Here is a 22,453-nt window from a genome sequence, read left to right on the forward strand (position 1 = left end):
TCTAAGACTTGGCAGCACGGAGGGATTATGGACGACACGGAGACGGTAAGCCTCGGCAGGGTCACGCTGCAACGCCTGGCTTCGGAACTGGGATTGTCCACGGCCACGATCTCGCTCGCGCTGCGCGACAGCCCGGTGGTGGCACAGGCCACCCGCCAGCGGGTGCAGGACATGGCCCGCGAGCGCGGCTATGTGGCCAATCGCGGCGCCGCCTCCCTGCGCACCGCCCGCACCAACATCATCGGCGTCGGCCTGCACGATATCGTCAATCCCTCCTTCACCGAGCTGCTCGCCGCGCTCGAGGATGCGCTGAGCGGCGCCGGCAAGACCATTCTGCTGGGCGTGAGCCAGGAAGACGTGGTGCGCCAGGCCCGCACGCTGGGCACGCTCGCCGAATACCGGCCGGACGCCTTCATCATCTCCCCGGCCCTGGACAGCACCGTCGCCGACCTGCGCGCGCTCGCCATCAGCGGCATCGCCGTGGTGCAGGTGACGCGCGAGGTGGAGGGATCGGGCTTCGATTTCGCCGGCTCCGACGATGCCACCGGCGTCAGCCTGGGCGTTGCCCATCTGGTGGCGCTGGGCCATCGCCGCATCGGCATGATCGGCGGGCTGCAGGGAACCTCCACCGGCCGCAAGCGGCTCGCCGGCTACAAGGCCGGGCTCGCGCAGGCGGGCCTGCCGTTCGAGCCGGAGCTGCATGCGCCCGGTCCCGGCCTGCGCGAATACGGCCGCGAGGGCGTCGCGCGCCTGCTGGCGCTGGAACATCCGCCAACCGCCGCGGTCTGTTTCAACGATCTGTGCGCGTTCGGGGCGGTCATGGGCGTGCAGGCGGCGGGGCTGGAGGTGGGCGCGGATTTCTCCATCGTCGGCTATGACGACATCGGCGAAGCGGCGCTCTGGCACCCGGCCTTGACCACTGTCTACACCCGCATTCCCGAATATGGCCGCGCCGCCGCCGCCCTCGCGCTCTCGCGCATCGCCGCGCCCACCCGCCCGGTGGAGCGCGTGGTGCTGGAGCCGAAGCTGGTGGTGCGCGCCTCCGCCGGTCCCCCGCCGGCCCGTCCCGCACGCTGAGATGCCGGACATCGTCACGATCACCGATGCGCAGGATGAGCGCATCGCGGATTTCGTTGCGCTGCGCGAGCGCGACCTGATCGGCCGGAAGAACCGCTTCATCGCCGAGGGCGAAGTGGTGCTGCGCCTGCTGGCGCCGCGCGCCGATCATCGCATCCGCGCGCTTCTGCTCTCCGCCGCCAGCGCCGCGCGCCTTGCCGATGTGCTCGCCCTTTTGCCGGACCATGTCGAGGTGCATGTGGCCGCCCAGCCGGTGATGGACGCCATCGTCGGCTTCCACATCCATCGCGGCATCCTCGCCTTGGTGGAACCGCCGCCCCCGCCCGATCCGGCCGCCTTGCTCGCTGCCCTGCCGGCGCGCGCGCTGGTGGTGGGGCTGGTGGGCATTTCCAACCATGACAATATGGGCGGCATCTTCCGCAACGCCGCCGCCTTCGGAGCCGCCGCCGTGCTGCTGGACGCGGCGAGCTGCGATCCGCTCTATCGCAAGGCGATCCGGGTCTCCGTCGGGGCGAGCCTGATCGTGCCCTATGCGCGGGTCGCCAGTGGCGCGGACATGCTGGCGCTGCTGGAACGGGCCGGCTTCGACATCGTCTCGCTCAGCCCGTCGGGAACGCTTCCCCTGTCGCGCCTGGAGCGCGGCGCGCGGGTCGCGGCGCTGTTCGGCACCGAGGGGCCGGGCCTGCCGGCGGACCTGCTCGCCCGCACCCGCACCGTTTCCATCCCCATGGCGGCGGGATTCGACAGCTTGAACGTCGCCACCACCAGCGGCATCGTTCTGCATCATCTCGCCGGCGCGGCGGGGCCGGGCTGAGCGCCTCACGCGCCGGTGCGCGTCCTGCCCTGCTTGGCGCACATGGACGTTGTGTTGCGTCGCAATTGCAGACTCGCGGCGGCAACCTATACTAAAGGGGCGTGGTCGCGCAGGTTCCGGCCATGCGCCCGTCCTTCTGCCGGTGACACCGCCCCATGATTTTGACCCCCAGCCTCCTCGACCAGATCGGCGATATCGGCGCGGACCCCGCTTCCACCCGCGTGGTGGTGGCCATGTCCGGCGGCGTCGATTCCTCCGTGGTGGCGGGGCTGCTGGCGCACGCCGGCTATGACGTGGTGGGCGTAACGCTGCAATTGTACGACCAGGGCGCCGCCGCCCTGCGCAAGGGCGCCTGCTGCGCCGGGCAGGACATTTACGACGCCCGCACGGTCGCCGAGAAGCTGGGCATTCCCCATTATGTGCTCGATTATGAAAGCCGCTTCCGCGAGGAAGTGATCGAGCGCTTCGCCGACAGCTATGCCTCCGGCGTCACCCCCATTCCGTGCGTGGACTGCAACCGCACGGTCAAGTTCCGCGACCTGCTGGCCACCGCCGAGGATCTCGGCGCCAGCGTGCTGGCCACCGGCCATTATGTCTCCAGCCGTGCCTTGCCGGACGGGCGCCGCGCGCTCCATCGCGCCGCCGAGGACAATCGCGACCAGAGCTATTTTCTCTATGCCACCACCCAGGCGCAGCTGGCGCGGCTGCGCTTTCCGCTCGGCCACCTGAAGAAGAGCGAGGTGCGCGCGCTCGCCGCCGAGCTCGGCCTCGTGGTCGCGGACAAGCCCGACAGCCAGGACATCTGCTTCGTGCCCGGCGGCGATTATGCCGAAATCGTCCAGCGCCTGCGCCCCGAGGCCGGCGATCCCGGTGACATCGTGCATCTGGACGGGCGCCTGCTCGGCCGCCATCGCGGCGTAATGCATTACACCATCGGCCAGCGCAAGGGCCTCGGCATCTCCACGCCGGAGCCGCTGTATGTCATCGGCATCGACGCCGCGCGGCGCGAGGTCAAGGTGGGCCCGCGCGAGGCGCTGGCGGTGCACGCCATCCGCATCGCCGACGTGAACTGGCTGGGCGACGAGCCGTTCGCGGAGGCCTGCGCGGCGGGGCGCGAGGTGTTCGTGAAGGTGCGCTCCACCCGCGCGCCCGCACCCGGCCGGCTGGGGCTCGACGCCCAGGGCCTGCCGCTGGTGCATCTGCACCTCGGCGAAGAAGGCGTTGCGCCCGGGCAGGCATGCGTGCTCTACGATGCTCCCGACGGCGGCGCCCGCCTTCTGGGCGGCGGCACCATTCTGCGCACCCGCTCGGCGGCGCGCGACGCGTTTCAGGCGCAGGTCGCCTGAGCGGACGATCTTTTCGCGGCCCGCACGCCGCATGACACGACGTCCCGGCGGGGCGACCGCCGGGATGCACAGGCTGGGGCAGAGGCAGACATGGCGGTCCAGTACGATCTCGAAGGCCAGAAGCGCGCTTATGCGAAATGGGCGCCCATCTATGACACCGTGTATGAGAAGCTGCTGGCCGACGCCCAGCGCAAGGCGGCCAATGCCGCCGCAAGCTGCGGCCCGGACATTCTGGAAGTGGGCGTCGGCACCGGCCTGACCCTGCCTTATTATCCCCGCTCCTGCCGCGTGACCGGCATTGATCTGTCCTCGGACATGCTGCGCAAGGCGGTGCAGAAGACCACGGCGCGCGGCCTCAAGCAGGTGTCGCTGCTGGCCGCCATGGACGCTTGCGCACTCGGCTTTCCCGATGCCCGCTTCGACGCCGTCACCGTGCCCTTCGTCATCACTTTGGTGCCGGACCCGGAAGGCGCGCTCGACGAGATGCGCCGCGTGCTGAAGCCGAATGGCGAGATCATCATCACCTCCAAGCTCGGCGCCGATGCGGGTGCCGCCATGCATGTGGAATCCGCCCTCGCCCCTTTGGTGAAGAAGGTGGGCTGGAGCATCGCCTTCAAAGCCAGCCGCCTCGGCGCCTGGGCGGCCCGCCAGGGTGACATGGAAGTGGTGGAAATTTCGCCGGTTTTCCCGGTGGGCTTCTTCAAGCTGGTGCGCATCAAGAAAGCGCGCGCCTGAGGGGGCGCGCTGAGCGGTTGAAGAACGCACGCGCTTTCTTGACACCGCCGCGCCCGCTCCCCTATATCCCGTCCTCCGCAAGCTCGCGTGCCCGGCACCGAGCGGCGTGCGATGTGGCAGTGTAGCTCAGTTGGTGAGAGCGCCGGATTCATAACCCGGAGGTCGGCGGTTCAAATCCGCCCGCTGCTACCATTCGCCTCCCAATCCCCTTCTTTGTGGAATGCCAACGGCCACGCCGGGGCGGCAGCCGGGCCCGGTCTCACAGGAGACGCCGTCATGCACGGGCGCGTCCCGTGCATCCACGCGGCACCGCTGGCGCTGGCGTTTCAAAGATCGCGCGAGCGGGGGAGTGTGGATGGCCGGGACATGCCCGGCCATGACGAACGAACAAGGACAGACAGGGCCGCTACTGCTTTCGCACGGCTCAACTCTGTCCACACGTCTCAACGTTGATCGGCCGGAACGGTCTCGAACGATGGGGAAGCCGGGCGCGTGTAGAAAACGCGCCGGCACGCTGAGGAACAGCGGCGCGCAAAAAAAAGCCCCGGACCAGCCGGGGCATGTCGTGATCTCGCGCCTGAAGGGTCTGCGCGTCACCCCTCGCGGGTGCGCACCCATTCGATGATGCCGGAGAAGTCCTTGCCGGCATTCCCCTCTTCCTCGAAGGCGGTGTAGAGCGCGGTGGCCGCCGCGCCGAGGGCGGTCGCCGCCCCGGCCTGGCCGGCGGCTTCCTGGGAGAGGCGCAGATCCTTCAGCATCAGCGCGGCCGCAAATCCCGGCTGATAGCCGCGATTGGCCGGGCTGGTGGGCACCGGCCCCGGCACGGGGCAATAGGTGGTGAGCGACCAGCATTGCCCCGAGGAGGTCGAGGCAACATCGTAGAGCGCCTGATGGGAGAGGCCGAGCTTCTCCGCGAGAACGAACGCCTCGCTGACCGCGATCATGGAAATGCCGAGGATCATGTTGTTGCAGATCTTCGCCGCCTGCCCCGCGCCGGCATCGCCGCAATGGACGATCTTCTTGCCCATGAGCGCCAGGATCGGCTCGGCTTTCGCGAACGCCTCGGCCGTGCCGCCGGCCATGAAGGTGAGCGTGCCGGCTTCCGCCCCGCCCACGCCGCCGGAGACCGGCGCATCGAGGGGCTCATGCCCGGCCGCCAGCGCCGCCTCATGGAAGGCGCGCGCGGAAGCGACGTCGATGGTGGAGCTGTCGATGAACAGCGTGCCGGGCTTCGCCGCCGCGAACAGGCCGTTTTCGCCCGTGGTGGCGCCCACCACATGCTTGCCACTGGGCAGCATGGTGACGACGATGTCGGCGTCCGCCACCGCTTCGGCGGCAGTCGCGGCGATGACGACGCCCTTCGCCTTCGCGGCCTCCAGCGCGGCCGGGGAAAGGTCGAACCCGCGCACCGCGTGCCCCGCCTTGACCAGATTGGCCGCCATGGGCCCGCCCATGTTGCCGAGCCCGATGAAACCGATGCTGGCCATCTCTTCCTCCCGTTCTTCTTGTTGCCGGATCAGTTCGCCCGCGCCACCAGAGCGCGGGAGATGATGACCCGCATGATTTCGTTCGTGCCTTCCAGGATCTGGTGCACCCGCAGGTCGCGCACGATCTTCTCGATCCCGTAATCGGCGAGATAGCCGTAGCCGCCGTGCAATTGCAGCGCCTGGTTGGCGACCTCGAATCCGCTGTCCGTCACCACGCGCTTCGCCATGGCGCACAGGCGGGTGGCCTGCGGGTCCGCCCGGTCGTAGGCGGCGGCGGCGCGCCACAGGAAGGTGCGCGCGACCTCAAGGTCGGTCTCCATGTCTGCGAGACGGAATTGCAGCGCCTGGAATTCGTTCAGCGCCTTGCCGAAGGCGGTGCGCTCGCGCATGTAGCCGAGGGCCTTGTCGAAAGCGCTCTGCGCCCCGCCGAGCGAGCAGGCCGCAATGTTCAGCCGGCCGCCGTCGAGCCCGGCCATGGCGAACTTGAAGCCCTCGCCTTCCTTGCCCAGAAGGTTCTGCGCCGGCACCCGCAGGCCTTCCATGATGACCGCGCGGGTGGGCTGGATCTTCCAGCCCATCTTCTTCTCATTGGCGCCGAACGAGAGGCCGGGCGTGCCCGCCTCCACCAGGAAGGCGGAGATGCCGGAGGGGCCGGGCCCGCCGGTGCGCGCCATCACCACGTAGAGGTCGGAGACCCCGGCGCCGGAAATGAACTGCTTCACCCCGTCGAGCACGTAATGATCGCCGTCCTTCACCGCGCGGGTCTTCAGCGCCGCCGCGTCCGAGCCGCTGCCGGGCTCGGTGAGGCAATAGCTCGCCACCCGCTCCATGCTGCACAGGCCCGGCAGCCAGGCGAGGCGCTGGGCATCGTCGCCGAAGCGGTCGATCATGGCGGCGACCATGTTGTGGATCGACAGGAAAGCCGAGGTGGCGGGGCAGCCGGTGGCCAAGGCCTCGAAGATCAAGGTTCCGTCGAGCCGCGACAGGCCGGAGCCGCCGAAGTCCTCGCGCACATAAATGCCGCCCATGCCGAGCGCGGCGGCGGCCTTGAGGGTGGGAATGGGGAAATGCGCCGCCTCGTCCCACGCCTGGGCATGGGGGGCGATTTCCTCGCGCGCGAAATCCTGCGCCATGGCGCGGATGGCCTGCTGGTCTTCCGTCAATTCAAACATGGCACCCTCCCGAATGCGAACAACCGGCCGCCGGTTGTCCCGGCGTGCCGAAGGAAGGCGCATGGCGCTGGAACCGGCCGCGTCATGCGCCTGAGGCGTCTCCGCTTACAGCGGTTTGAGCAAAACGGCGCGTCCGCGCAAGGCACGGCGCGCCGGTTTGGCATCACCCCATGGTTGGGATGACGAATTCCGCGCCGTCCTTGACGCCCGAGGGCCAGCGGGAGGTGACGGTCTTGGTCTTGGTGTAGAAGCGCACGCCGTCCGGCCCGTGCTGGTTGAGATCGCCGAAGCCCGAGCGCTTCCAACCGCCGAAGGTGTGGTAGGCGATCGGCACCGGGATCGGCACATTGATGCCCACCATGCCCACCTGCACCTTGGAGGCGAAGTCGCGGGCGGCATCACCGTCGCGGGTGAAGATGGCGACGCCGTTGCCATATTCGTGCTCGGTCGGCAGGCGCAGGGCTTCCTTGTAGTCCGGCGCGCGCACCACGCACAGCACAGGGCCGAAGATCTCTTCCTTGTAGATGCGCATGTCGGCGGTGACGTTGTCGAACAGGCAGCCGCCCATGTAGAAGCCGTTCTCATAGCCCTGGAGCTTGAAGCCGCGGCCGTCCACCAGCAGGTTGGCGCCTTCCTGCACGCCGATGTCGACATAATTGGTCACCCGCTCCAGCGCCTCGCGGGTCACCAGCGGGCCGAAATCGGCGGTGACGTCGGTGGAAGGGCCGATCTTGAGGCTCTCCACGCGGGGCACCAGCTTTTCCAGCAGCTTCTCGGCGGCATATTCGCCCACCGGCACCGCCACCGAGATCGCCATGCAGCGCTCGCCGGCGGAGCCGTAGCCGGCGCCGATGAGGGCATCCACGGCCTGGTCCATGTCCGCGTCGGGCATGATGATCATATGGTTCTTGGCGCCGCCGAAGCCCTGGATGCGCTTTCCGGTCGCCGCACCGCGCGCATAGATATATTGCGCGATGTTGGAGGAGCCGACGAAGCCCACGGCCTGGATGTCCGGGTCGTCGAGGATGGCGTCCACCGCTTCCTTGTCACCGTTCACCACGTTCAGGATGCCTGCCGGGAGGCCGGCCTCGATCATCAGCTCGGCGAGCTTCATGGGCACGCCGGGATCGCGCTCGGACGGCTTGAGGATGAAGGCATTGCCGCAGGCGATGGCGGGGCCGAACTTCCACATGGGGATCATGGCCGGGAAGTTGAAAGGCGTGATGCCGGCCACCACGCCCAGCGGCTGGCGCATTGAATAGACGTCGATGCCGGGGCCGGCGCCGTCGGTGAACTCGCCCTTCAGCAGGTGCGGGATGCCGCAGGCGAACTCGATAACCTCCAGGCCGCGCTGGATGTCGCCCTTGGCGTCGGGAACGGTCTTGCCGTGCTCGCGGGCGAGCAGGTCCGCGAGCGCATCATAATCGCGCTGCACGAGTTCCAGGAACTTCATCATCACGCGGGCGCGGCGCTGGGGATTGGTGGCGGCCCAGCCGATCTGCGCGGCCTTGGCATTCTCCACGGCGGCGCGCATTTCGGCGGCCGAGGCGAGCGCCACGCGGCCCACCACTTCGCCCGTCATGGGCTGCCATACGTCGCTATAGCGTCCCGACGTGCCCGCGACGTGCTTGCCGCCGATGAAATGGCCGATATCGCGCATGATGCGCCTCCCTAGCTTTAAAGCGTTTCCCAGATTTTGGCGTCGCTTATTGGCCGGCACAATGGCCTATCATTTTTTGCACATCCAGGGCTATTATCGCACGGTAACTGTGCGGATTTTCACATGCCATCGGCGGCGTTCGACTGGGCGGACCTGCGCCATTTCCTGGCCATCGCCCGCACCGGCAAGCTCACCACGGCGGCGCGCCTGCTGGGGGTGGAGCATTCCACGGTCAGCCGCCGCCTCGCGGCCCTCGAGCATAGCCTCGGGGCGAAACTGTTCGACCGCCAGCCGGCCGGCTATGTGCTCACCAGTGCCGGCGAACGGCTGATGGCGACGGCCGAAGCCATGGAGACGCTGGCCGCCGGCGCCCAGCAGGAGATCGGCGGGGCCGATCTCGGCGTTTCCGGCGCGGTGCGCATCGGCGCGCCGGATGGGTTCGGCACCTTCTTCCTCGCCCCGCGCATCGGCGCGCTCGCGGCGCTCCATCCCGCGCTCGACATCCAATTGCTGGCCATGCCGCGCCTGTTCAGCCTGTCGAAACGCGAGGCGGACATCGCCATCTCCATCAGCCGGCCGAAGGAAGGGCGCCTGCATGCGAGGAAGCTCACCGACTATCGCCTCGGCCTCTATGCCGCGCGCGATTATCTCGCCCGCCACGGCCCCATCGAGAGCCGGGCGGCGCTGCTGCGCCATCCCTTCATCAGCTATATCGACGATTTGATCTATGCGCCCGAGCTGGACTATGTGCCGACGGTCTCGCGCGAGCTGCGGCCGCGCCTGAAAAGCTCGAACCTCGTGGCGCAATTCATGGCGACGCGCGGCGGGGCGGGGGTGTGCGTGCTGCCCAATTTCATGGGCGATACCGACGATGCTCTGGTGCCCATCCTGCCGCAGGAGGTGTCCTTGATCCGAAGCTTCTGGCTGCTCACCCATGCCGACACGCGCGACCTCGCCCGCGTGAAAGTCGCCGCCGATTTCATCGCCAAGGCGGCGCGGGAGGCGCAGGCAGTGTTTCTGCCGGTCGGGCCGCAGACAAACGCTTAGCCGTTGCACTAAGTATTGCCTCATGATACTTAGCCGTATGGATCAGTATTCCGATCGCCTGGACGGCATTTTTCAGGCTCTCGCCGACCCCACGCGCCGCGCCGTGCTGGATCGGCTCGGCCAAGGGCCGGCGAGCATCAGCGAATTGGCGGCGCCGTTCGCCATGGCCCTGCCCTCGTTCATGAAGCACATCCATTTCCTGGAGGGCCAGGGCCTGATCCGCACGCACAAGGCCGGGCGGGTGCGCACCTGCGCCATCGAGGGCCAATCCATTGCGCTCGCCGAATCCTGGCTGCGCGGCCAGCGCGCGCTCTGGGAAGGCCGTGCCGACCGGCTGGAACGCTTCGTCACCACCGCCCACCGGGAAACACCAGAATGAGCCCAAGCGTGAATTCCGATCTCGACCTGACCCTCTCGCGCGTCATCAGGGCGCCTCGATCCGTGGTCTGGAACGCCTGGGCCGACCGGGCGCAATTCGCGCAATGGTGGATTCCTGCCCCCACCCTCTGTCAGGTGGCGCACATGGAGCTTCGCCCCGGCGGCGCCTTCGTGACGCGGATGAGCGAAGAGGGCGGCCCATTCGTGCCCCATCTCGACGCCTGCTTCCTGGACGTTGTGGCGCAGGAGCGGATCGTCTTCACCAACGTGCTGCTGGGGGGATGGCGGCCTGCGGAAAAAGGCTTCATCACCGCCATCATCACCTTTCGCGACCATCCCGACGGCACCACCTATGCCGCCCATGTGATGCACAAGAACGGCGCCGACCGCGCCATGCACGAAGAGCTGGGCTTTCACGACGGCTGGGGCACGGTCGCGAACCAGCTCGCCGCATTGGCCGAACGGCAGGTCTGCTAGAGCCGGCGCCCGCCCGGCCCTCCCCCGCAAGCGGGAGAGGGGGCGTTTTGCGCGGGCGGCAAGAGCCGTTCAGGCCGCAATGTGCGGCGGACTCCCTCTCCCGCGTGCGGGGGAGGGTTGGGGAGGGGGAAGTCGGAAGGGGGAAATGGGAAGGGGGAAGTGGGAAGGGAGAAGCAGGAAGCGGTGGTCCGCGCGTGGCTGGAGGGGCGGCTCAGGTCCCGCGCGGGTCAAGCGGCGTGCACGCTTGCTCTGCGGGCGGGTGTGCGCCCGCATCGGTGAGCGCCGGCCATGCGGCGAGGGCGCACCGGGCGATGGCCTCCAGCTTCTCCCGGTCTGCTCCGTCCCGCGCCTCGATGGACATGCCGTGCTGGACGCAGGCGTAGAAAGCGGCGACGGCGGCAACATCGGTGCCGGGCGGCAATTCCCCCTCCGCACGGGCGCGTCGCAGACGCTCGGCGATCATGGCCCCGCCTTCCGCGCGCGCCTGCATCACAAGCGCCGCGAGGCGGGCGCCACCCTCCTGGCCGGCGGTTGAAAGCGTCACCATGCAGCCGGCCGGGTGATCCGTGCCGGGCAGGTTCGCCGCCGAGGCCATCAGCAGGACGGCAATGCTGTCCCGCGCGGTGGGCGCCGCCGCGAACCGCCCCCAGATGTGCGGCGTGGCGGCCTGCCCATAATGGTGAAGCGCCGCCTCATAGAGCGCTTCCTTGCTGCCGAAAGCGGCATAAAGGCTGGGCGCATTGATCCCCATGGCAGCGCACAGATCCGCCACGGAAGTGGCACAAAATCCCTTGCGCCAGAACAGCTCCATGGCGGCATTCAATGCCGCGTCCCGATCGAACGCCCTGGGCCTGCCGCGTGCCGCCATCTCCGGCTCCCGCTCCTATTTTGTATCAATCACTAAATAATGTCTTGACCGTCTTTGGCCAACCTATTTATGTAGCGGTCACTATATTTATCTCCCCCACAGGAGTCCACCATGACCGAAAGCGCACAGGATCTCGCCGGCAAGAAAGCCCTCGTCACCGGCGCGAGCCGCGGCATCGGCGCCGCCATCGCCCTGGCCCTCGCTAAGGCTGGAGCGGACGTCGCCATTACCTATGAGCGCTCGGCGGACAAGGCCGGCGCCGTCGTGCGCCAGATCGAGGCGCTGGGCCGGCGCGGCCATGCCATCCATGCCGACAGCGCCGATGCGGCGGCGAGCGAGGCGGCGGTGAAGCAAGCCGCCGCGACGCTCGGCGGGCTCGATATCGTCGTGAACAATGCCGGCATCGCCCGGGCCGGCGCGCTGGAGACCATGAGCCTCGAAGATATCGACGCGCTGCTCGGCGTGAACATTCGCGGCGTCGTATTGACCACCCGCGCGGCGATTCCCCTGCTCGCCGATGGCGGCCGCATCATCAATATTGGCAGCTGCCTCGCCGAGCGTGTCCCCTTCCCCGGCATCAGCCTTTATTCCGCGACCAAATCCGCGCTGGTGGCCCTCACCAAGGGGCTCGCGCGCGATCTCGGGCCGCGCAACATCACGGTGAATGTGGTGCATCCCGGCGCCACCGACACCGACATGAACCCGGCCGACGGCCCCAACCGTGACGGCATGCTTGCCGGCATGTCCTTGAAGCATTACGGCACCGGGGAGGATATCGCGGCCATGGTCGCCTTTCTCGCCGGTCCATCCGGCCGCCAGATCACCGGAGCCGGATTTGTGGTGGACGGCGGCGCGAACGCCTGAGCCGCTCCGCTGACACGACGCGCGCCGCCACATTGGACGGCGCGCACCTTGACGCGGAAGCCGGCTCCCCTTATACGAGCGCCTTCCCGATACATGCGGGTGTGAGACGAGGGGTCGGGTTCGGCCCTGGGCTTCCGCGTCCGTGATCAACGAATTTGAAGGACTTCTGCCATGTCCCGGCGGTGCGACCTGACCGGCAAGGGGGTTCTGACTGGCCACCTCGTGAGCCACTCGAACCACAAGACCAAGCGCCGGTTCTTGCCGAATCTCTGCAACGTGACGCTCGAGAGCGAAGTGCTCGGCCGTTCGGTGCGCTTCCGTGTCAGCGCCAACGCGCTGAAGAGCGTCGATCATCGCGGCGGCCTCGACGGCTTCCTCAAGAAGGCGCGCGACGAGGAACTCTCCCAGCGCGCGCTCGAGCTGAAGCGTCTCGTGGTCAAGGCCCTCGCCGAGGCGAAGCCGGCCGCCTGATCGCGTCTCGCGATCGACGGTCTGGGCGGTCCGCCATGGCGCGCCTGTTTCCGCTGCAATCCGAACCGCGGGCGTTTGCGCTCGCGGTTTTCTTTATGTGCGCGGCGGTGCTCACCGCCAACATCCTGGTGCAGTTTCCGTTCGAGCCGTTCGGCCTCGCGGATTATCTCACCTATGGCGCCTTCACCTATCCCGTCACCTTCCTGGTGAACGACCTCACCAACCGGCGCCTCGGCCCGGCCCGCACCCGGCGGGTGATCTATGTGGGGTTCGCGCTGGCGGTGGCGCTTTCCGCCGTGCTGGCGACGCCGCGCATCGCGCTCGCCTCGGGCACCGCCTTCCTGGCCGCCCAATTGCTGGACGCGAGCGTGTTTGACCGCCTGCGCCGCCGCGCCTGGTGGATGCCGCCCTTCGTCTCCGGCCTGATCTCCAGCGCCATCGACACGATCGTCTTCTTCACCCTCGCCTTCGCCGGCACCGAGTTGCCCTGGCAGACCTGGGCGGTGTTCGACTATGCGGTGAAGCTGGCGATGATCCTGCTGTTCCTCGGCCCCTATCGCGCCCTCATCGCCCGCATGCCGGTGTGGCCGGGACCGCCGAGTGCCCGCGCCCGCGCCTGATCGCGCCCGGCGAATTTCGCCAAGGCGAATCTTTACCGAAATTCCGGTTCGGTGGCGCTGAGAAGCCCGCAGAGGCGCGGAAACGTGCCAGAAAACCCCTGTTCGTCTGCGCTAAGCTATTGTTTCACGTGAAACATTTTCCCCGGGACCACCCCGTTTGCCGGGAAAATCCGGGAAAACCTAATCCTGCTCCCGCAGCAGGCGGCGGATCACCTTGCCGGAGCTGGTGAGCGGCATTTCCTCCAGAAACACGATCTCGCGGGGATATTCATAGCCCGCCAGATTGTTGCGCACGAGCGCCTGCACCTCGGCCTTCAACGCCTCGCTCGGCACCACGCCATCCTTCAGCACCAGGAAGGCTTTCACCACCTCGGTCCGCACCGGATCCGGCTTGCCGACCACGGCGGCGATGGCGATATCGGGATGGCGCAGGATGCAATCCTCGATCTCCGCCGGGCCAATGCGATAGCCGGCGGAGGTGATGACATCATCATCCCGGCCGAGGAAATGGATATAGCCATCGCCATCCTGGCGGGCGAGGTCGCCGGTGAGCATCCAATCGCCGGAGAATTTCTCCGCCGTCGCCTCGGGACGGTTCCAATATTCCAGGAACATCACGGGGTTGGGCGCGCGGATGGCGATCTGCCCCATCTCCTCGACCGCGCAGGGCACACCGTCCGCCCGCAGCACCGCCACGTCATGGCCAGGCAAAGGCTTGCCCGTGGCGCCGGCCCGCGCGACCCCCATGGCAGCATTGGAGCCGATGACGTAATTGCATTCGGTCTGGCCGTAGAATTCATTGATGGGAACGCCCAAGGCCTCGCGCCCCCATTGGAACGTCTCCGCCCCCAGCGCCTCCCCCGCCGACCCCACGGTGCGCAGATCGAAGCCGAAGCGCTCCTTGGGGTGCGGCACGGCCCGCATCATCTTCAGTGCCGTCGGCGGAATGAACACATTGCGCACCTGCGCCTGCGCCATCAGATGGAACGCCCGCTCGGGATCGAACTTGCCCGGCGGCTGGACCACCACCGGCACGCCCAGCGCCAGCGAAGGGAAGAGCGTGTTCAACAACCCGCCGGCCCAGGCCCAGTCGGAAGGCGTCCACATGCGGTCGCCGGCCTTGGGAAGATCGTCATGGGTGAATTGCATGCCCGCCACATGGGGCAGCAGCACCCGATGCCCGTGCAGCGCGCCCTTGGGCTGGCCCGTGGTGCCGGAGGTGTAGATCATCAGCGCGGGATCGTCCGGCCCGCTGTCGATGGGGAGCGGGGCCGGGCTCTCGCCGGCGCAGATCTCGGCAAAGCCGGCCACGCCCGCCCCCGCCCCGTCGGTGCAGATGACCAGGGAGAGGCCCGCAGGCCGCACCGGCAGCTTGGCGAGCCCCGCCGCATCGCTCACCAGCGCGGCGGCGCCGGAATCCTCCAGGCGATAGGAAATGGCATCGATGCCGAACACTGCCGCCAGCGGCACGGCGATGGCGCCGAGCTTATAGGTGGCAAGATGGGTGGCGAGCACCTCCAGCCCTTGCGGCAGCAGGATCGCCACCCGGTCGCCGCGCCCGATGCCGCGCCGGGCGAGCGCCCGCGCCAGCCGGTTCGAAGCGGCCGCTACGGCGCCATAGCTCAGCGGCGCGAACCCGTTCTCGCGCGGCAGGAACAGCGCGGGGCGATCCGGCTCGCGCTCGGCCCAGCTGTCGCAGGCGTGGATTGCGATGTTGTAGCGCGCAGGAACGTGCCATTGGAACGCGGCACGACGGCGTTCATACTCACCCGATGCGGACAACGTCACCTTCCTGCTTAAAGCTTAGGCAGGAAGGCAAGCTAAAGCTCTGTTGCGTCCGCGTCCATCCTCATTGTGCGATGCACCGACACGGACACGAACGCCGTGTCAGCGGACCTTCTCCGGCTGCGCCAGCACCAGGGCCCAATAGACCTTGTATTTGGAGCGCGGATTGAACGCAGTGGCGATGCCCATGCGGGTCACGCCCGGGGTGAGCATGTTCTTGTTGTGGGGCGGGCTGTCGCGCCAGCCGGAGAAGGCCTCGGCGAGCGTGTGATAGCCGGCGCCCACATTCTCAACCGCAATCGCCGGGTCATAGCCCGAGGCCCTCATGCGCATGACGAAGGTGCGCCCCCCGACCTCGTGCGAGAGCGTGTCCGCCTTGGCCATGGCGTCGGCTTGCTCCTGGGCGAGCCGGCTCAGGGCGGGGTCGATGGCCACGGCGGAAAGGCCTTTCCCGGTGCGATAGGCGCTGATGATGGAGGCGGCGGCGGCCGGGTCCACGGGCTGCCCGCTCTTGGAAAGATCGTCATAAAAGGCGGGCTTGGTCGGCTCCACTTCCGTCGTGCCGCAGGCGGCGAGCAGGAAAGAGAGGAGCACGATGAGGGGAGCGGCGCGCATGCGGCCTCCAGGACAGGAAAGGTTTCGGCCCGCTATGTGAGGGCGGCGAGGTTTAGGAAGCGTTAGCATCCCCGCCCTCAGGCGCCCTCCGGCTGTTGTGCCGCGCCGAGAATGCCGGGCTTCGCGGGCTTTTCATCCCCCGCGGAAGCCGCGACGGGAGCTGCTGAAGCCGCGGAAGATGGACCCGGAGCGGGCGGCGGAGGGGCGATCTCCTGCGGCGCGGGCACGGACGGATCGGGCCGCGCAGGCGGCACCATGTCGGCCGGCGCCCGCGCCAGCGCCGCCCAGGGCTGGCACGCGAGGCCGATGCCCGCCTTGCGGAACCGCGTGAGGATGGCGAAGTGCAGATCGCTCTTCACCGTCAGCCCGTAATCCACATTCGCCACCACGCAGCGCAGTTCAAAGCCGAGGCCGGCATCGGCGAACTTGGTGAGGAACACGCGCGGCGGCGGCGATTGCAACACCTGGGGATGGTCGCAGGCGCAGGCGACAAGAATGTCCCGCACTTCCTCCAGGTCGCCGTCATACGTGACGTTCACCGCCACGATCACCCGCCCGGTGGTGTTGGAATGGGTGAAGTTCTTGACCATGCCCGAGATCAGGTCGGAATTGGGCACGATCACCGTGGCCCGCTCGAAGGTCTCGATCTCGGTGGAGCGCACGCTGATGCGGCGCACATAGCCTTCCTCGCCCTTCACATTGATGGTGTCGCCAACCCGGATCGGCCGTTCCGCCAGCAGGATCAGGCCGGACACGAAGTTCGAGACGATGGATTGCAAGCCGAAACCGATACCGACCGAAAGCGCGCCGGCCACCAGGGCGATGTTCTCGAGGTTGAGCCCGATCTCCCCCATGGCGATCATCAGGGCGACGATGGTGCCGATATAGCCGACAATGGTGGCGATGGAGGATTGCAGGCTCGGTTCAAGCCCCGTGCGGGGCAGGAATTTGGTCGAGACCCAGCGCTGGATCGCGCGGGCGATGAAGATGCCGGCGATCAGCAGGGCGACGGCATAGATGACGTTGGAAAGCGTGATGGTGGTCGCGCCGATGCGCACCCCGAACGAGGCGCGCTCGATGGTGTCCATCACGTCGGCGGTGGAGGTCCCTGCGCTGCCGGCGATCACGAACAAGCCAACGGCGAGGAGCATCAGCTTCAGCAATGCGGCGATCAGCGTGCCCAGCAGGTCGAGGCGCTCCTGCCGCAGGCCGAGGGTGCGCGCGAGCTGGCGGGCATGGGGGGCTTCGGGCGTGAGGCTGCCGAAAAAAGCTTCGATCAGCGCGTTCAGCACATAGAGGCAGGCGATCACCGTCGCCGCGACCATGATGCGCGCGACCGCGAACGCGGCGAGGCCGACATAGCCCGCCACCAGCGCGCCGGCGAGCCCAGCCAGCACGACCCACATCAGGAACCGCACCCAAGGAATGCCGCCGCTGGTGGTTCCTCCGGCGGCGTCCTCGTCGCCCTCGCGGGCGAGCACGACCAGCATGCGCGAGATGAACAGGCCGATCAGCAGCGCCATCACCGCGCTGGTCGCCACCGTCAGCGCCACCGGGGCGAACAGGGCACGATGGATGGAATTGAGGAAGGCCGCGATCGACAGCGTCCACACCATCCAGCTGAAATACCGGAAGCCGAGGCTGGCGGCATAGTCCGACAGGGGCGGCAGCCGCCGCCAGGACTGGTCCGGTGCCAGCACCGCCCGCGCCACCGCAAGGCCGATGGACTGGATGAACACCGCCACCAGCAGCCCGTGGATCACATCGGCGGCCCGCGGCGGCGTAACGTCGAAGCCGGCGAGGAAAGAAAAGGCGGCGATCACCGCCAGGGGCGTCGTGAGCGCGTTGAACACGCCCATCTTCACCGCTTCGCGGGCGGAGCGCAGCCGCGAATAGCTCACGCCTTCCTCCGGCGGCGGGCAGGCGAACCTGCGCTGCAGGAACAGGCCGCCGGCGAACACGAGGCCGAAGATCAACACCGCGCCGGCGGTGATCGCCATCAGCACCGGGCCACCCTGGCGTTGCAAGGCGAAGGCCAGCCAGTCGTTGGCGAGGAACCGCAGCGAACGCCCCTCGCTGCCAAGCCCGCTCGCCGCCCCGGCCCACAGGCTCGGGTCGAGAATGCTCATGGAACGGTCGAGCAACTGCCCGGTGAACAAGCTGCGGCGGCGGCTCGACAGGCGGTCCGACAATTGGTCCGCCCGCACCAGCAGCGCGCGATTCTGCTTGATCACGGCATCAAGCTCCGTGATCAGGCTCTGCATGCTCTCGCGATCGGCGGTGACGGAGGGGTCTTCCGGCGGCGCTCCGGCGGCCGGTGGCTCGCCCAGTTCCTGTGCGCGGGTCTTGGCATTCGCCAGGCGCGGCACCAGGGCGTCGGTGCGCTGGGCCAGTTCGCGCCGCACCGGGTCGAGCCGGTTGCGCAGCTCGTCGAGATCGTCGGCGCGCAGGCCCTCCACCGACAGCGCGCCTTCGATGCTGTCGAGCGAGGAGCGTGTCGCATCCACCTTCTCGCGCGCGGCCTGCACCGCCGGATCGCTCGCCGGTGCCGCGAAGCCGGGCGCGGACAGGCCGCCGAGTACGGCAGCGATCAAAAATCCGGCCAGAATGGCGGCACGCGCGATGGGTCGCGACATGGGAAAACCTCCAGGGGGCGCCCGTAAAGAAGGCGCCTTATAGGAAAGCGAAGGCGGCGGACTGATGGCCGCCGGGAAATGCCAGCGACGCATGCAAAGCCGGCGGTAGGCCGCGCGAACGTTTCCATTCGCGGGCGAAGCGCACTAAGAACAGGAAAACCTCGACGCGGACCTACCTCCATGAGCAGCCCCCTTCCCGTCAAGAGCGAAGCCGCCATCGCGGTGCACGATCCCCTCGCTTTGGCCAAGGCGCTGCTGCGCGCCCCCTCGGTGACGCCGGATGCCGAAGGCGCGGTGGCCCTGGTGGCGCAGATCCTGGAGGGCGCGGGATATGCGGTGACCCTTCTGCCCTTCGATAGCGCCGGCACACCGATCGCCAATCTCTATGCGCGGATCGGCACCGGCCATCCCAATTTGTGCTTCGCCGGCCATGTGGACGTGGTGCCGCCGGGCGATGAAGCCGCCTGGCGCCATCCCCCGTTCGGCGCGGAAGTGGTGGACGGACAGCTGTTCGGCCGGGGCGCCGTGGACATGAAGGGCGCGGTGGCGGCGGCGTTGGCGGCGGCATTGCGCCATGGCCGGCCGAACACGGGCGCGATTTCCTTTCTCATCACGGGCGATGAGGAAGGCCCCGCGCTCGACGGCACGGTGAAGGTGGTGGAATGGCTCAAGGCCCGCGGCGAGCGGGTGGACCATTGCATCCTCGGCGAACCGACCAATCCCGCGGCGCTCGGTGATGCGGTGAAGATCGGCCGGCGCGGCAGCCTGTCAGGCGTCATCCAGGTGCATGGCAAGCAGGGGCATGTGGCCTATCCCCATCTCGCCGACAATCCGGTGCCGCGCCTGCTCCGGCTGTTGTCGGCCTTGACGGCGCAGCCGCTCGACGCAGGCTCGGCGCATTTTCCGCCGTCCAATCTGGAGTTGGTCTCGGTGGATGTGGGCAATCCCGCGTTCAACGTCATTCCCGCCGAGGCCAAAGCCAGGTTCAACGTGCGCTTCAACGACCAGTTCACGCTCGACAGCCTGAAGGCCGAGATCACCCGGCGTCTCGCCTCGGCACACCACACCGGCTCCTATGACGTGAGCTTCCAGACCGGCGCGAGCACAAGCTTCCTCACGGCGCCCGGCCCGTTCGTCGATCTCGTCAGCGGCGCCATCGCCGAGGTGACGGGCCGCGTGCCGGAGCAGTCCACCTCCGGCGGCACGTCGGACGCCCGCTTCATCAAGGACCTGTGTCCGGTGGTGGAATTCGGCCTGGTGGGACGCACCATGCATGCGGTCGACGAATCCACCCCGGTCAGCGACCTCGAAGACCTCACCCGCATCTATGAGCTGATGATCGCGCGCTATTTCGCCGCGTTCGCGGCCTGACCCGTTCGGAACCGACCCATGAGCACGCCCGGCGCGGAAATCCTCTCCCATCTCGACGTGAACGGCCGCGCCATCGCGGTGCGCCGCCTGCCTGGGCAGGTACCGGGCGTGATGTGGCTCGGCGGCTTCAAGTCCGACATGATGGGCTCCAAGGCGCAGACCCTCGCCCATTGGGCGGCCCAGCGCGGGCAGGCCTATGTGCGCTTTGATTATTCCGGCCACGGGGAATCCGCCGGCCGGTTCGAGGATGGCACCATCTCCGCCTGGGCGGAGGAGGCGCTCGCCGTGTTCGACCGGGAGACCAGCGGCCCGCAGATCCTCGTCGGCTCGTCCATGGGCGGCTGGATGGCCCTGCTGCTCGCTCGCGCCCTTGCCGCGCGGGGCGAGAGCCGGCTGAAGGCCCTGGTGCTCATCGCCCCCGCGCCCGATTTCACCGAGGACCTCATGTGGGCGCGCTTCCCGCTCGAGGCGCAGGCGGCGATCCTGGAGACCGGCCGCTATGAGCGGCCCTCCGAATACAGCGCCGAGCCCTATGTGATCACCCGCGCCCTGATCGAGGATGGGCGGCGGCATCGTGTTCTTGGCGCGCCATTCGCGGTGGGGTGCCCGGTGCGCATTCTCCAGGGCGCGCAGGACGAAGACGTGCCCTGGCAGCACGCCATGCGCCTCGTGTCCTGCCTTGCCGAGGACGACGTGGTGTTCTCCTTGGTGAAGGATGGCGACCATCGGCTCTCCCGACCCGAGGATCTGGAGCGGCTGACGGCGGTGCTGGAGGAATTCGTCTGAGCGCGCGCCGCTTGACCGGGCACGCGGGGCACCGCACATCTGGCGCTGGGCCCTGCAAGGTGGCACGGCGAAGGAATGGGCGTTGAGCGAAGTCGTCTTCTATCATCTGGAGCGGCGCCCCCTGGAGGACGCCCTGCCCGCCTTGCTCGAAAAGAGCCTGGAGCGGGGGTGGCGCTGCGTCGTCCAATGCTCCTCGCCCGAGCGGCGCGATGCGCTCGACGCCCATCTGTGGACCTATAACGAGAGCTCGTTCCTGCCCCACGGCACGGACGCGCAACCCCAGGTGGAACGCCAGCCCATCCTGATCACCACCGGCGAGGAGAACCCCAACGGGGCGCAGGTGCGCTTCCTGGTGGATGGCGCCATCCTCGCTGATGCGACGCCTTATGTGCGGGTGGTCCACATGTTCAACGGCCGTGATGAAGAAGCCGTCGCCGCCGCCCGCGACCGCTGGCGCGAGGCCAAGGCCGCCGGCCACACCCTCACCTATTGGCAGCAGGACGAAAACGGCCGCTGGGTGCGCAAGGCATAACCCCTGGCCTGCGGCTATTTTCCCCGGTCGGACCGCAGCCCCTTCAGCAGCGATCCCACCACCGGCACCAACAGTGCAGGCAAGGCAGAATCGAAGGGGTGGCGCACCGCATTGGCGATCGCCTTCACCTCGCCCTCCGCCTCACGCAAGTCCGCCGCCAGGGCCTCGATGGCCGATTTGTGGATTTCATTGGCGAATTCCAGGTCGCGCCCCGGCTTGATGGCGCCTGCAATGAGCGCCGCAATCCCGGCGACGACGATGTTGCCTCCACCCACCGCAACGGCCGCCCAGATCGGCCCCCACAGCTCGGACAAAGCGAGATAGGCGGCGACGCCCAGCATCAGCACGCCCCCGGACGCGATCAAAGCGGCGAAGACGAAGATGCCGGACCGCGCGAGCAGCGTGCGCAGATGAATATCCGCGATGATAGAATCCGCGCGCCAGAGAACACGCAGGTTTCGCACGGCATTATCGAGTTTCATGACGAACGTCCCCAGGCGCGTCCCACCAGGACGCCGAGAAGAAAAGCCGAGGCGACGGAGACCGCCGGATGCGCGGAGACCGTGGCGTCGGCCTCCGCCTTCGCGTCTGTGACGGCCGCCTGAAGATCGCGCACCAAAGCCTGGAGTTCGGAAAGGCTCGGCTCCGGTGCCGCTTCGGCCCCGGCAGCGGGCGCATCCTCCGCCGGCGGCGCGGCTTGGCCCTGGCGGGTTTCGTCGGGGGCGGGGGCTGCGGCCGGCCTGGCGCGCGACCGCGCCGCGTGGGGGGCGGCGGGCGCGGGATCGGCCGGGGCTTGCGCCGCCAGTTCTGCCTTGAGGGCGTCGAGTTCGGGACGGCGAGTAGCCATGGCTGGCCTTCCAAATCAGCGGCCGGAATAACGGTCTCGCTTCAGCTTAGACGCACTGTCCCCACCGGGCAAATACCCCTCAAACCATGCGCCTGCGCGGCTTGCGCGCCTTGACCCGTATCAATCGCGGGTGCGCGCAACATCGCAAAGGGGCGGCGCGGGGCGTTCCAATCCGGCCGATCGTGCTAGAACACGCGCAAACGGAGGAGCCCATGTCCGCAACACCGCGCCAGATCAACTATTTCTTTTCCGTCGTCAGTCCCTGGACCTTCCTCGGCCATGCCCGCTTCATGGCGGTGGCGGCCCGGCATGACGCGCGGGTGCGGTTCATTCCGGTAGAACTTGGATCGGTGTTCGCGGAATCCGGCGGCCTGCCATTGGCGCGGCGGGCGCCGCAGCGCCAGCGCTATCGCCTGCTGGAACTCCAGCGCTGGCGGGTGAAGCTGGGGGTGGATTTCCACCTCCACCCGGCGCATTGGCCGTTCAACGGGGCGCTCGCCGACAAGGTGCTGATCGCCGCGCTGGCCCGTGGCCACAACATCGAACCCCTTCTGCCACTTATCTTTTCGGGGATCTGGCAGCAGCAGCAGAACCTCGCCGACCCGCAGGTGATCGCCGCCATGTGCGCGGCCGCTGGCCTGCCGGGCGCGGACCTGCTCGCCGCCGCCGAAACCGCCGAGGTGGATGCCGCCTATCTCGCCAATCGAGAGCAGGCGCTGGCCGCCGACGTCTTCGGCGCGCCCGCCTATGTGCTTGAGGGGGAAGTGTTTTGGGGTCAGGATCGGATCGAGTTGCTGGCCGATGCCCTGGCCAGCGGCCGGGCGCCTTTTGGTCCGGTGGAGCGGGCCTGAGCGCCGCTGTTCGG

Annotated in this window: 23 protein-coding genes and 1 tRNA gene; 15 read left to right on the forward strand and 9 right to left on the reverse strand. The window is 68.1% G+C overall.

Annotated elements, in window-relative coordinates:
- Positions 1-27 precede the first annotated feature (27 nt).
- From V5F78_RS19790 to V5F78_RS19810, 5 genes are all read left to right on the forward strand, one after another.
- Positions 28-1,077: a LacI family DNA-binding transcriptional regulator gene (locus V5F78_RS19790; RefSeq protein WP_394070383.1), complete on the forward strand. Its 1,050-nt coding sequence runs from the start codon at positions 28-30 to the stop codon at positions 1,075-1,077.
- A 1-nt stretch (position 1,078) separates the two neighbouring features.
- Positions 1,079-1,891 (forward strand): TrmH family RNA methyltransferase, encoded by an 813-nt coding sequence (locus V5F78_RS19795; protein WP_394070385.1) that lies wholly within the window; start codon positions 1,079-1,081, stop codon positions 1,889-1,891.
- Between the two features lie 155 nt (positions 1,892-2,046).
- Entirely contained in the window at positions 2,047-3,237 is a 1,191-nt protein-coding gene (gene mnmA, locus V5F78_RS19800) for a tRNA 2-thiouridine(34) synthase MnmA (RefSeq protein ID WP_394070387.1), read from the forward strand.
- A gap of 90 nt (positions 3,238-3,327) precedes the next feature.
- The gene (locus tag V5F78_RS19805) at positions 3,328-3,972 is read left to right on the forward strand and encodes a class I SAM-dependent methyltransferase (RefSeq protein ID WP_394070389.1); all 645 of its coding nucleotides are present in this window, start codon (positions 3,328-3,330) and stop codon (positions 3,970-3,972) included.
- A gap of 115 nt (positions 3,973-4,087) precedes the next feature.
- Positions 4,088-4,164: transfer RNA gene (locus tag V5F78_RS19810), tRNA-Met, on the forward strand.
- Between the two features lie 401 nt (positions 4,165-4,565).
- On the opposite strand, the gene mmsB is transcribed toward V5F78_RS19810, so the two are convergent.
- The 3 genes from mmsB to V5F78_RS19825 all read right to left on the reverse strand — a co-directional run bounded on the left by mmsB (position 4,566) and on the right by V5F78_RS19825 (position 8,291).
- The gene (mmsB, locus tag V5F78_RS19815) at positions 4,566-5,489 is read right to left on the reverse strand and encodes a 3-hydroxyisobutyrate dehydrogenase (protein ID WP_394070463.1); all 924 of its coding nucleotides are present in this window, start codon (positions 5,487-5,489) and stop codon (positions 4,566-4,568) included.
- Positions 5,489-6,631, reverse strand: coding sequence for an acyl-CoA dehydrogenase family protein (locus V5F78_RS19820; protein ID WP_394070391.1), 1,143 nt, complete (start codon positions 6,629-6,631; stop codon positions 5,489-5,491). Before V5F78_RS19820 ends, mmsB begins: the two co-directional genes overlap by 1 nt.
- A 163-nt stretch (positions 6,632-6,794) precedes the next feature.
- A complete protein-coding gene (locus V5F78_RS19825) occupies positions 6,795-8,291 on the reverse strand; it encodes a CoA-acylating methylmalonate-semialdehyde dehydrogenase (RefSeq protein ID WP_394070393.1) in 1,497 nt (498 codons plus the stop codon).
- A 123-nt stretch (positions 8,292-8,414) separates the two neighbouring features.
- Here V5F78_RS19825 and V5F78_RS19830 point away from each other — a divergent pair, with 123 nt between their 5' ends.
- Genes V5F78_RS19830 through V5F78_RS19840 form a run of 3 tightly spaced genes read left to right on the forward strand, consistent with a single transcriptional unit; the run spans position 8,415 to position 10,193 of the window.
- Complete coding sequence (locus V5F78_RS19830; protein ID WP_394070395.1) at positions 8,415-9,338, forward strand: LysR family transcriptional regulator; 924 nt, start codon at positions 8,415-8,417, stop codon at positions 9,336-9,338.
- 37 nt (positions 9,339-9,375) lie between these two features.
- Positions 9,376-9,717 carry an ArsR/SmtB family transcription factor gene (locus tag V5F78_RS19835; protein WP_394070396.1) on the forward strand — a complete coding sequence of 114 codons (342 nt, stop codon included), beginning with the start codon at positions 9,376-9,378 and terminating at the stop codon, positions 9,715-9,717.
- The gene (locus V5F78_RS19840) at positions 9,714-10,193 is read left to right on the forward strand and encodes an SRPBCC family protein (RefSeq protein WP_394070398.1); all 480 of its coding nucleotides are present in this window, start codon (positions 9,714-9,716) and stop codon (positions 10,191-10,193) included. The genes V5F78_RS19835 and V5F78_RS19840 overlap by 4 nt, the downstream gene beginning before the upstream one ends.
- A 211-nt stretch (positions 10,194-10,404) precedes the next feature.
- On the opposite strand, the gene V5F78_RS19845 is transcribed toward V5F78_RS19840, so the two are convergent.
- Positions 10,405-11,061 carry a TetR/AcrR family transcriptional regulator gene (locus tag V5F78_RS19845; RefSeq protein ID WP_394070400.1) on the reverse strand — a complete coding sequence of 219 codons (657 nt, stop codon included), beginning with the start codon at positions 11,059-11,061 and terminating at the stop codon, positions 10,405-10,407.
- A 111-nt stretch (positions 11,062-11,172) separates the two neighbouring features.
- Between V5F78_RS19845 and V5F78_RS19850 the strand changes: the two genes are divergently transcribed.
- The 3 genes from V5F78_RS19850 (at position 11,173) to V5F78_RS19860 (ending at position 13,016) form a co-directional block, all read left to right on the forward strand.
- Positions 11,173-11,925, forward strand: a complete 753-nt coding sequence (locus V5F78_RS19850) for an SDR family oxidoreductase (protein WP_394070402.1) — start codon at positions 11,173-11,175, stop codon at positions 11,923-11,925.
- A 171-nt stretch (positions 11,926-12,096) separates the two neighbouring features.
- Positions 12,097-12,396 carry a 50S ribosomal protein L28 gene (gene rpmB, locus V5F78_RS19855; protein ID WP_394015240.1) on the forward strand — a complete coding sequence of 100 codons (300 nt, stop codon included), beginning with the start codon at positions 12,097-12,099 and terminating at the stop codon, positions 12,394-12,396.
- A 35-nt stretch (positions 12,397-12,431) separates the two neighbouring features.
- Positions 12,432-13,016 carry a queuosine precursor transporter gene (locus V5F78_RS19860; RefSeq protein ID WP_394070404.1) on the forward strand — a complete coding sequence of 195 codons (585 nt, stop codon included), beginning with the start codon at positions 12,432-12,434 and terminating at the stop codon, positions 13,014-13,016.
- Positions 13,017-13,196: 180 nt separating this feature from the next.
- On the opposite strand, the gene V5F78_RS19865 is transcribed toward V5F78_RS19860, so the two are convergent.
- The 3 genes from V5F78_RS19865 to V5F78_RS19875 form a co-directional block, all read right to left on the reverse strand.
- Positions 13,197-14,804 (reverse strand): AMP-binding protein, encoded by a 1,608-nt coding sequence (locus tag V5F78_RS19865; RefSeq protein ID WP_394070406.1) that lies wholly within the window; start codon positions 14,802-14,804, stop codon positions 13,197-13,199.
- Between the two features lie 99 nt (positions 14,805-14,903).
- Positions 14,904-15,416 (reverse strand): CAP domain-containing protein, encoded by a 513-nt coding sequence (locus V5F78_RS19870; protein WP_394070408.1) that lies wholly within the window; start codon positions 15,414-15,416, stop codon positions 14,904-14,906.
- Between the two features lie 77 nt (positions 15,417-15,493).
- Positions 15,494-18,052 carry a DUF3772 domain-containing protein gene (locus V5F78_RS19875; protein ID WP_394070410.1) on the reverse strand — a complete coding sequence of 853 codons (2,559 nt, stop codon included), beginning with the start codon at positions 18,050-18,052 and terminating at the stop codon, positions 15,494-15,496.
- A gap of 180 nt (positions 18,053-18,232) precedes the next feature.
- Here V5F78_RS19875 and dapE point away from each other — a divergent pair, with 180 nt between their 5' ends.
- The 3 genes from dapE to V5F78_RS19890 all read left to right on the forward strand — a co-directional run bounded on the left by dapE (position 18,233) and on the right by V5F78_RS19890 (position 20,741).
- Positions 18,233-19,423, forward strand: a complete 1,191-nt coding sequence (dapE, locus tag V5F78_RS19880) for a succinyl-diaminopimelate desuccinylase (RefSeq protein ID WP_394070412.1) — start codon at positions 18,233-18,235, stop codon at positions 19,421-19,423.
- An 18-nt stretch (positions 19,424-19,441) separates the two neighbouring features.
- Positions 19,442-20,209: an alpha/beta hydrolase gene (locus tag V5F78_RS19885; RefSeq protein ID WP_394070413.1), complete on the forward strand. Its 768-nt coding sequence runs from the start codon at positions 19,442-19,444 to the stop codon at positions 20,207-20,209.
- An 82-nt stretch (positions 20,210-20,291) separates the two neighbouring features.
- Positions 20,292-20,741, forward strand: coding sequence for a DNA polymerase III subunit chi (locus V5F78_RS19890; RefSeq protein WP_394070415.1), 450 nt, complete (start codon positions 20,292-20,294; stop codon positions 20,739-20,741).
- A 14-nt stretch (positions 20,742-20,755) separates the two neighbouring features.
- On the opposite strand, the gene V5F78_RS19895 is transcribed toward V5F78_RS19890, so the two are convergent.
- Both V5F78_RS19895 and V5F78_RS19900 read right to left on the reverse strand, forming a co-directional pair.
- A complete protein-coding gene (locus V5F78_RS19895) occupies positions 20,756-21,223 on the reverse strand; it encodes a phage holin family protein (RefSeq protein WP_394070416.1) in 468 nt (155 codons plus the stop codon).
- Positions 21,220-21,588 (reverse strand): hypothetical protein, encoded by a 369-nt coding sequence (locus V5F78_RS19900; RefSeq protein ID WP_394070417.1) that lies wholly within the window; start codon positions 21,586-21,588, stop codon positions 21,220-21,222. The genes V5F78_RS19895 and V5F78_RS19900 overlap by 4 nt, the downstream gene beginning before the upstream one ends.
- Before the next feature lie 212 nt (positions 21,589-21,800).
- Here V5F78_RS19900 and V5F78_RS19905 point away from each other — a divergent pair, with 212 nt between their 5' ends.
- A complete protein-coding gene (locus tag V5F78_RS19905) occupies positions 21,801-22,439 on the forward strand; it encodes a 2-hydroxychromene-2-carboxylate isomerase (protein ID WP_394070418.1) in 639 nt (212 codons plus the stop codon).
- Positions 22,440-22,453: the final 14 nt, after the last annotated feature.

The sequence above is a fragment of the Roseixanthobacter glucoisosaccharinicivorans genome (assembly GCF_043195095.2).
In the GTDB taxonomy this organism is placed as follows: Bacteria; Pseudomonadota; Alphaproteobacteria; order Rhizobiales; family Xanthobacteraceae; genus NCEH01.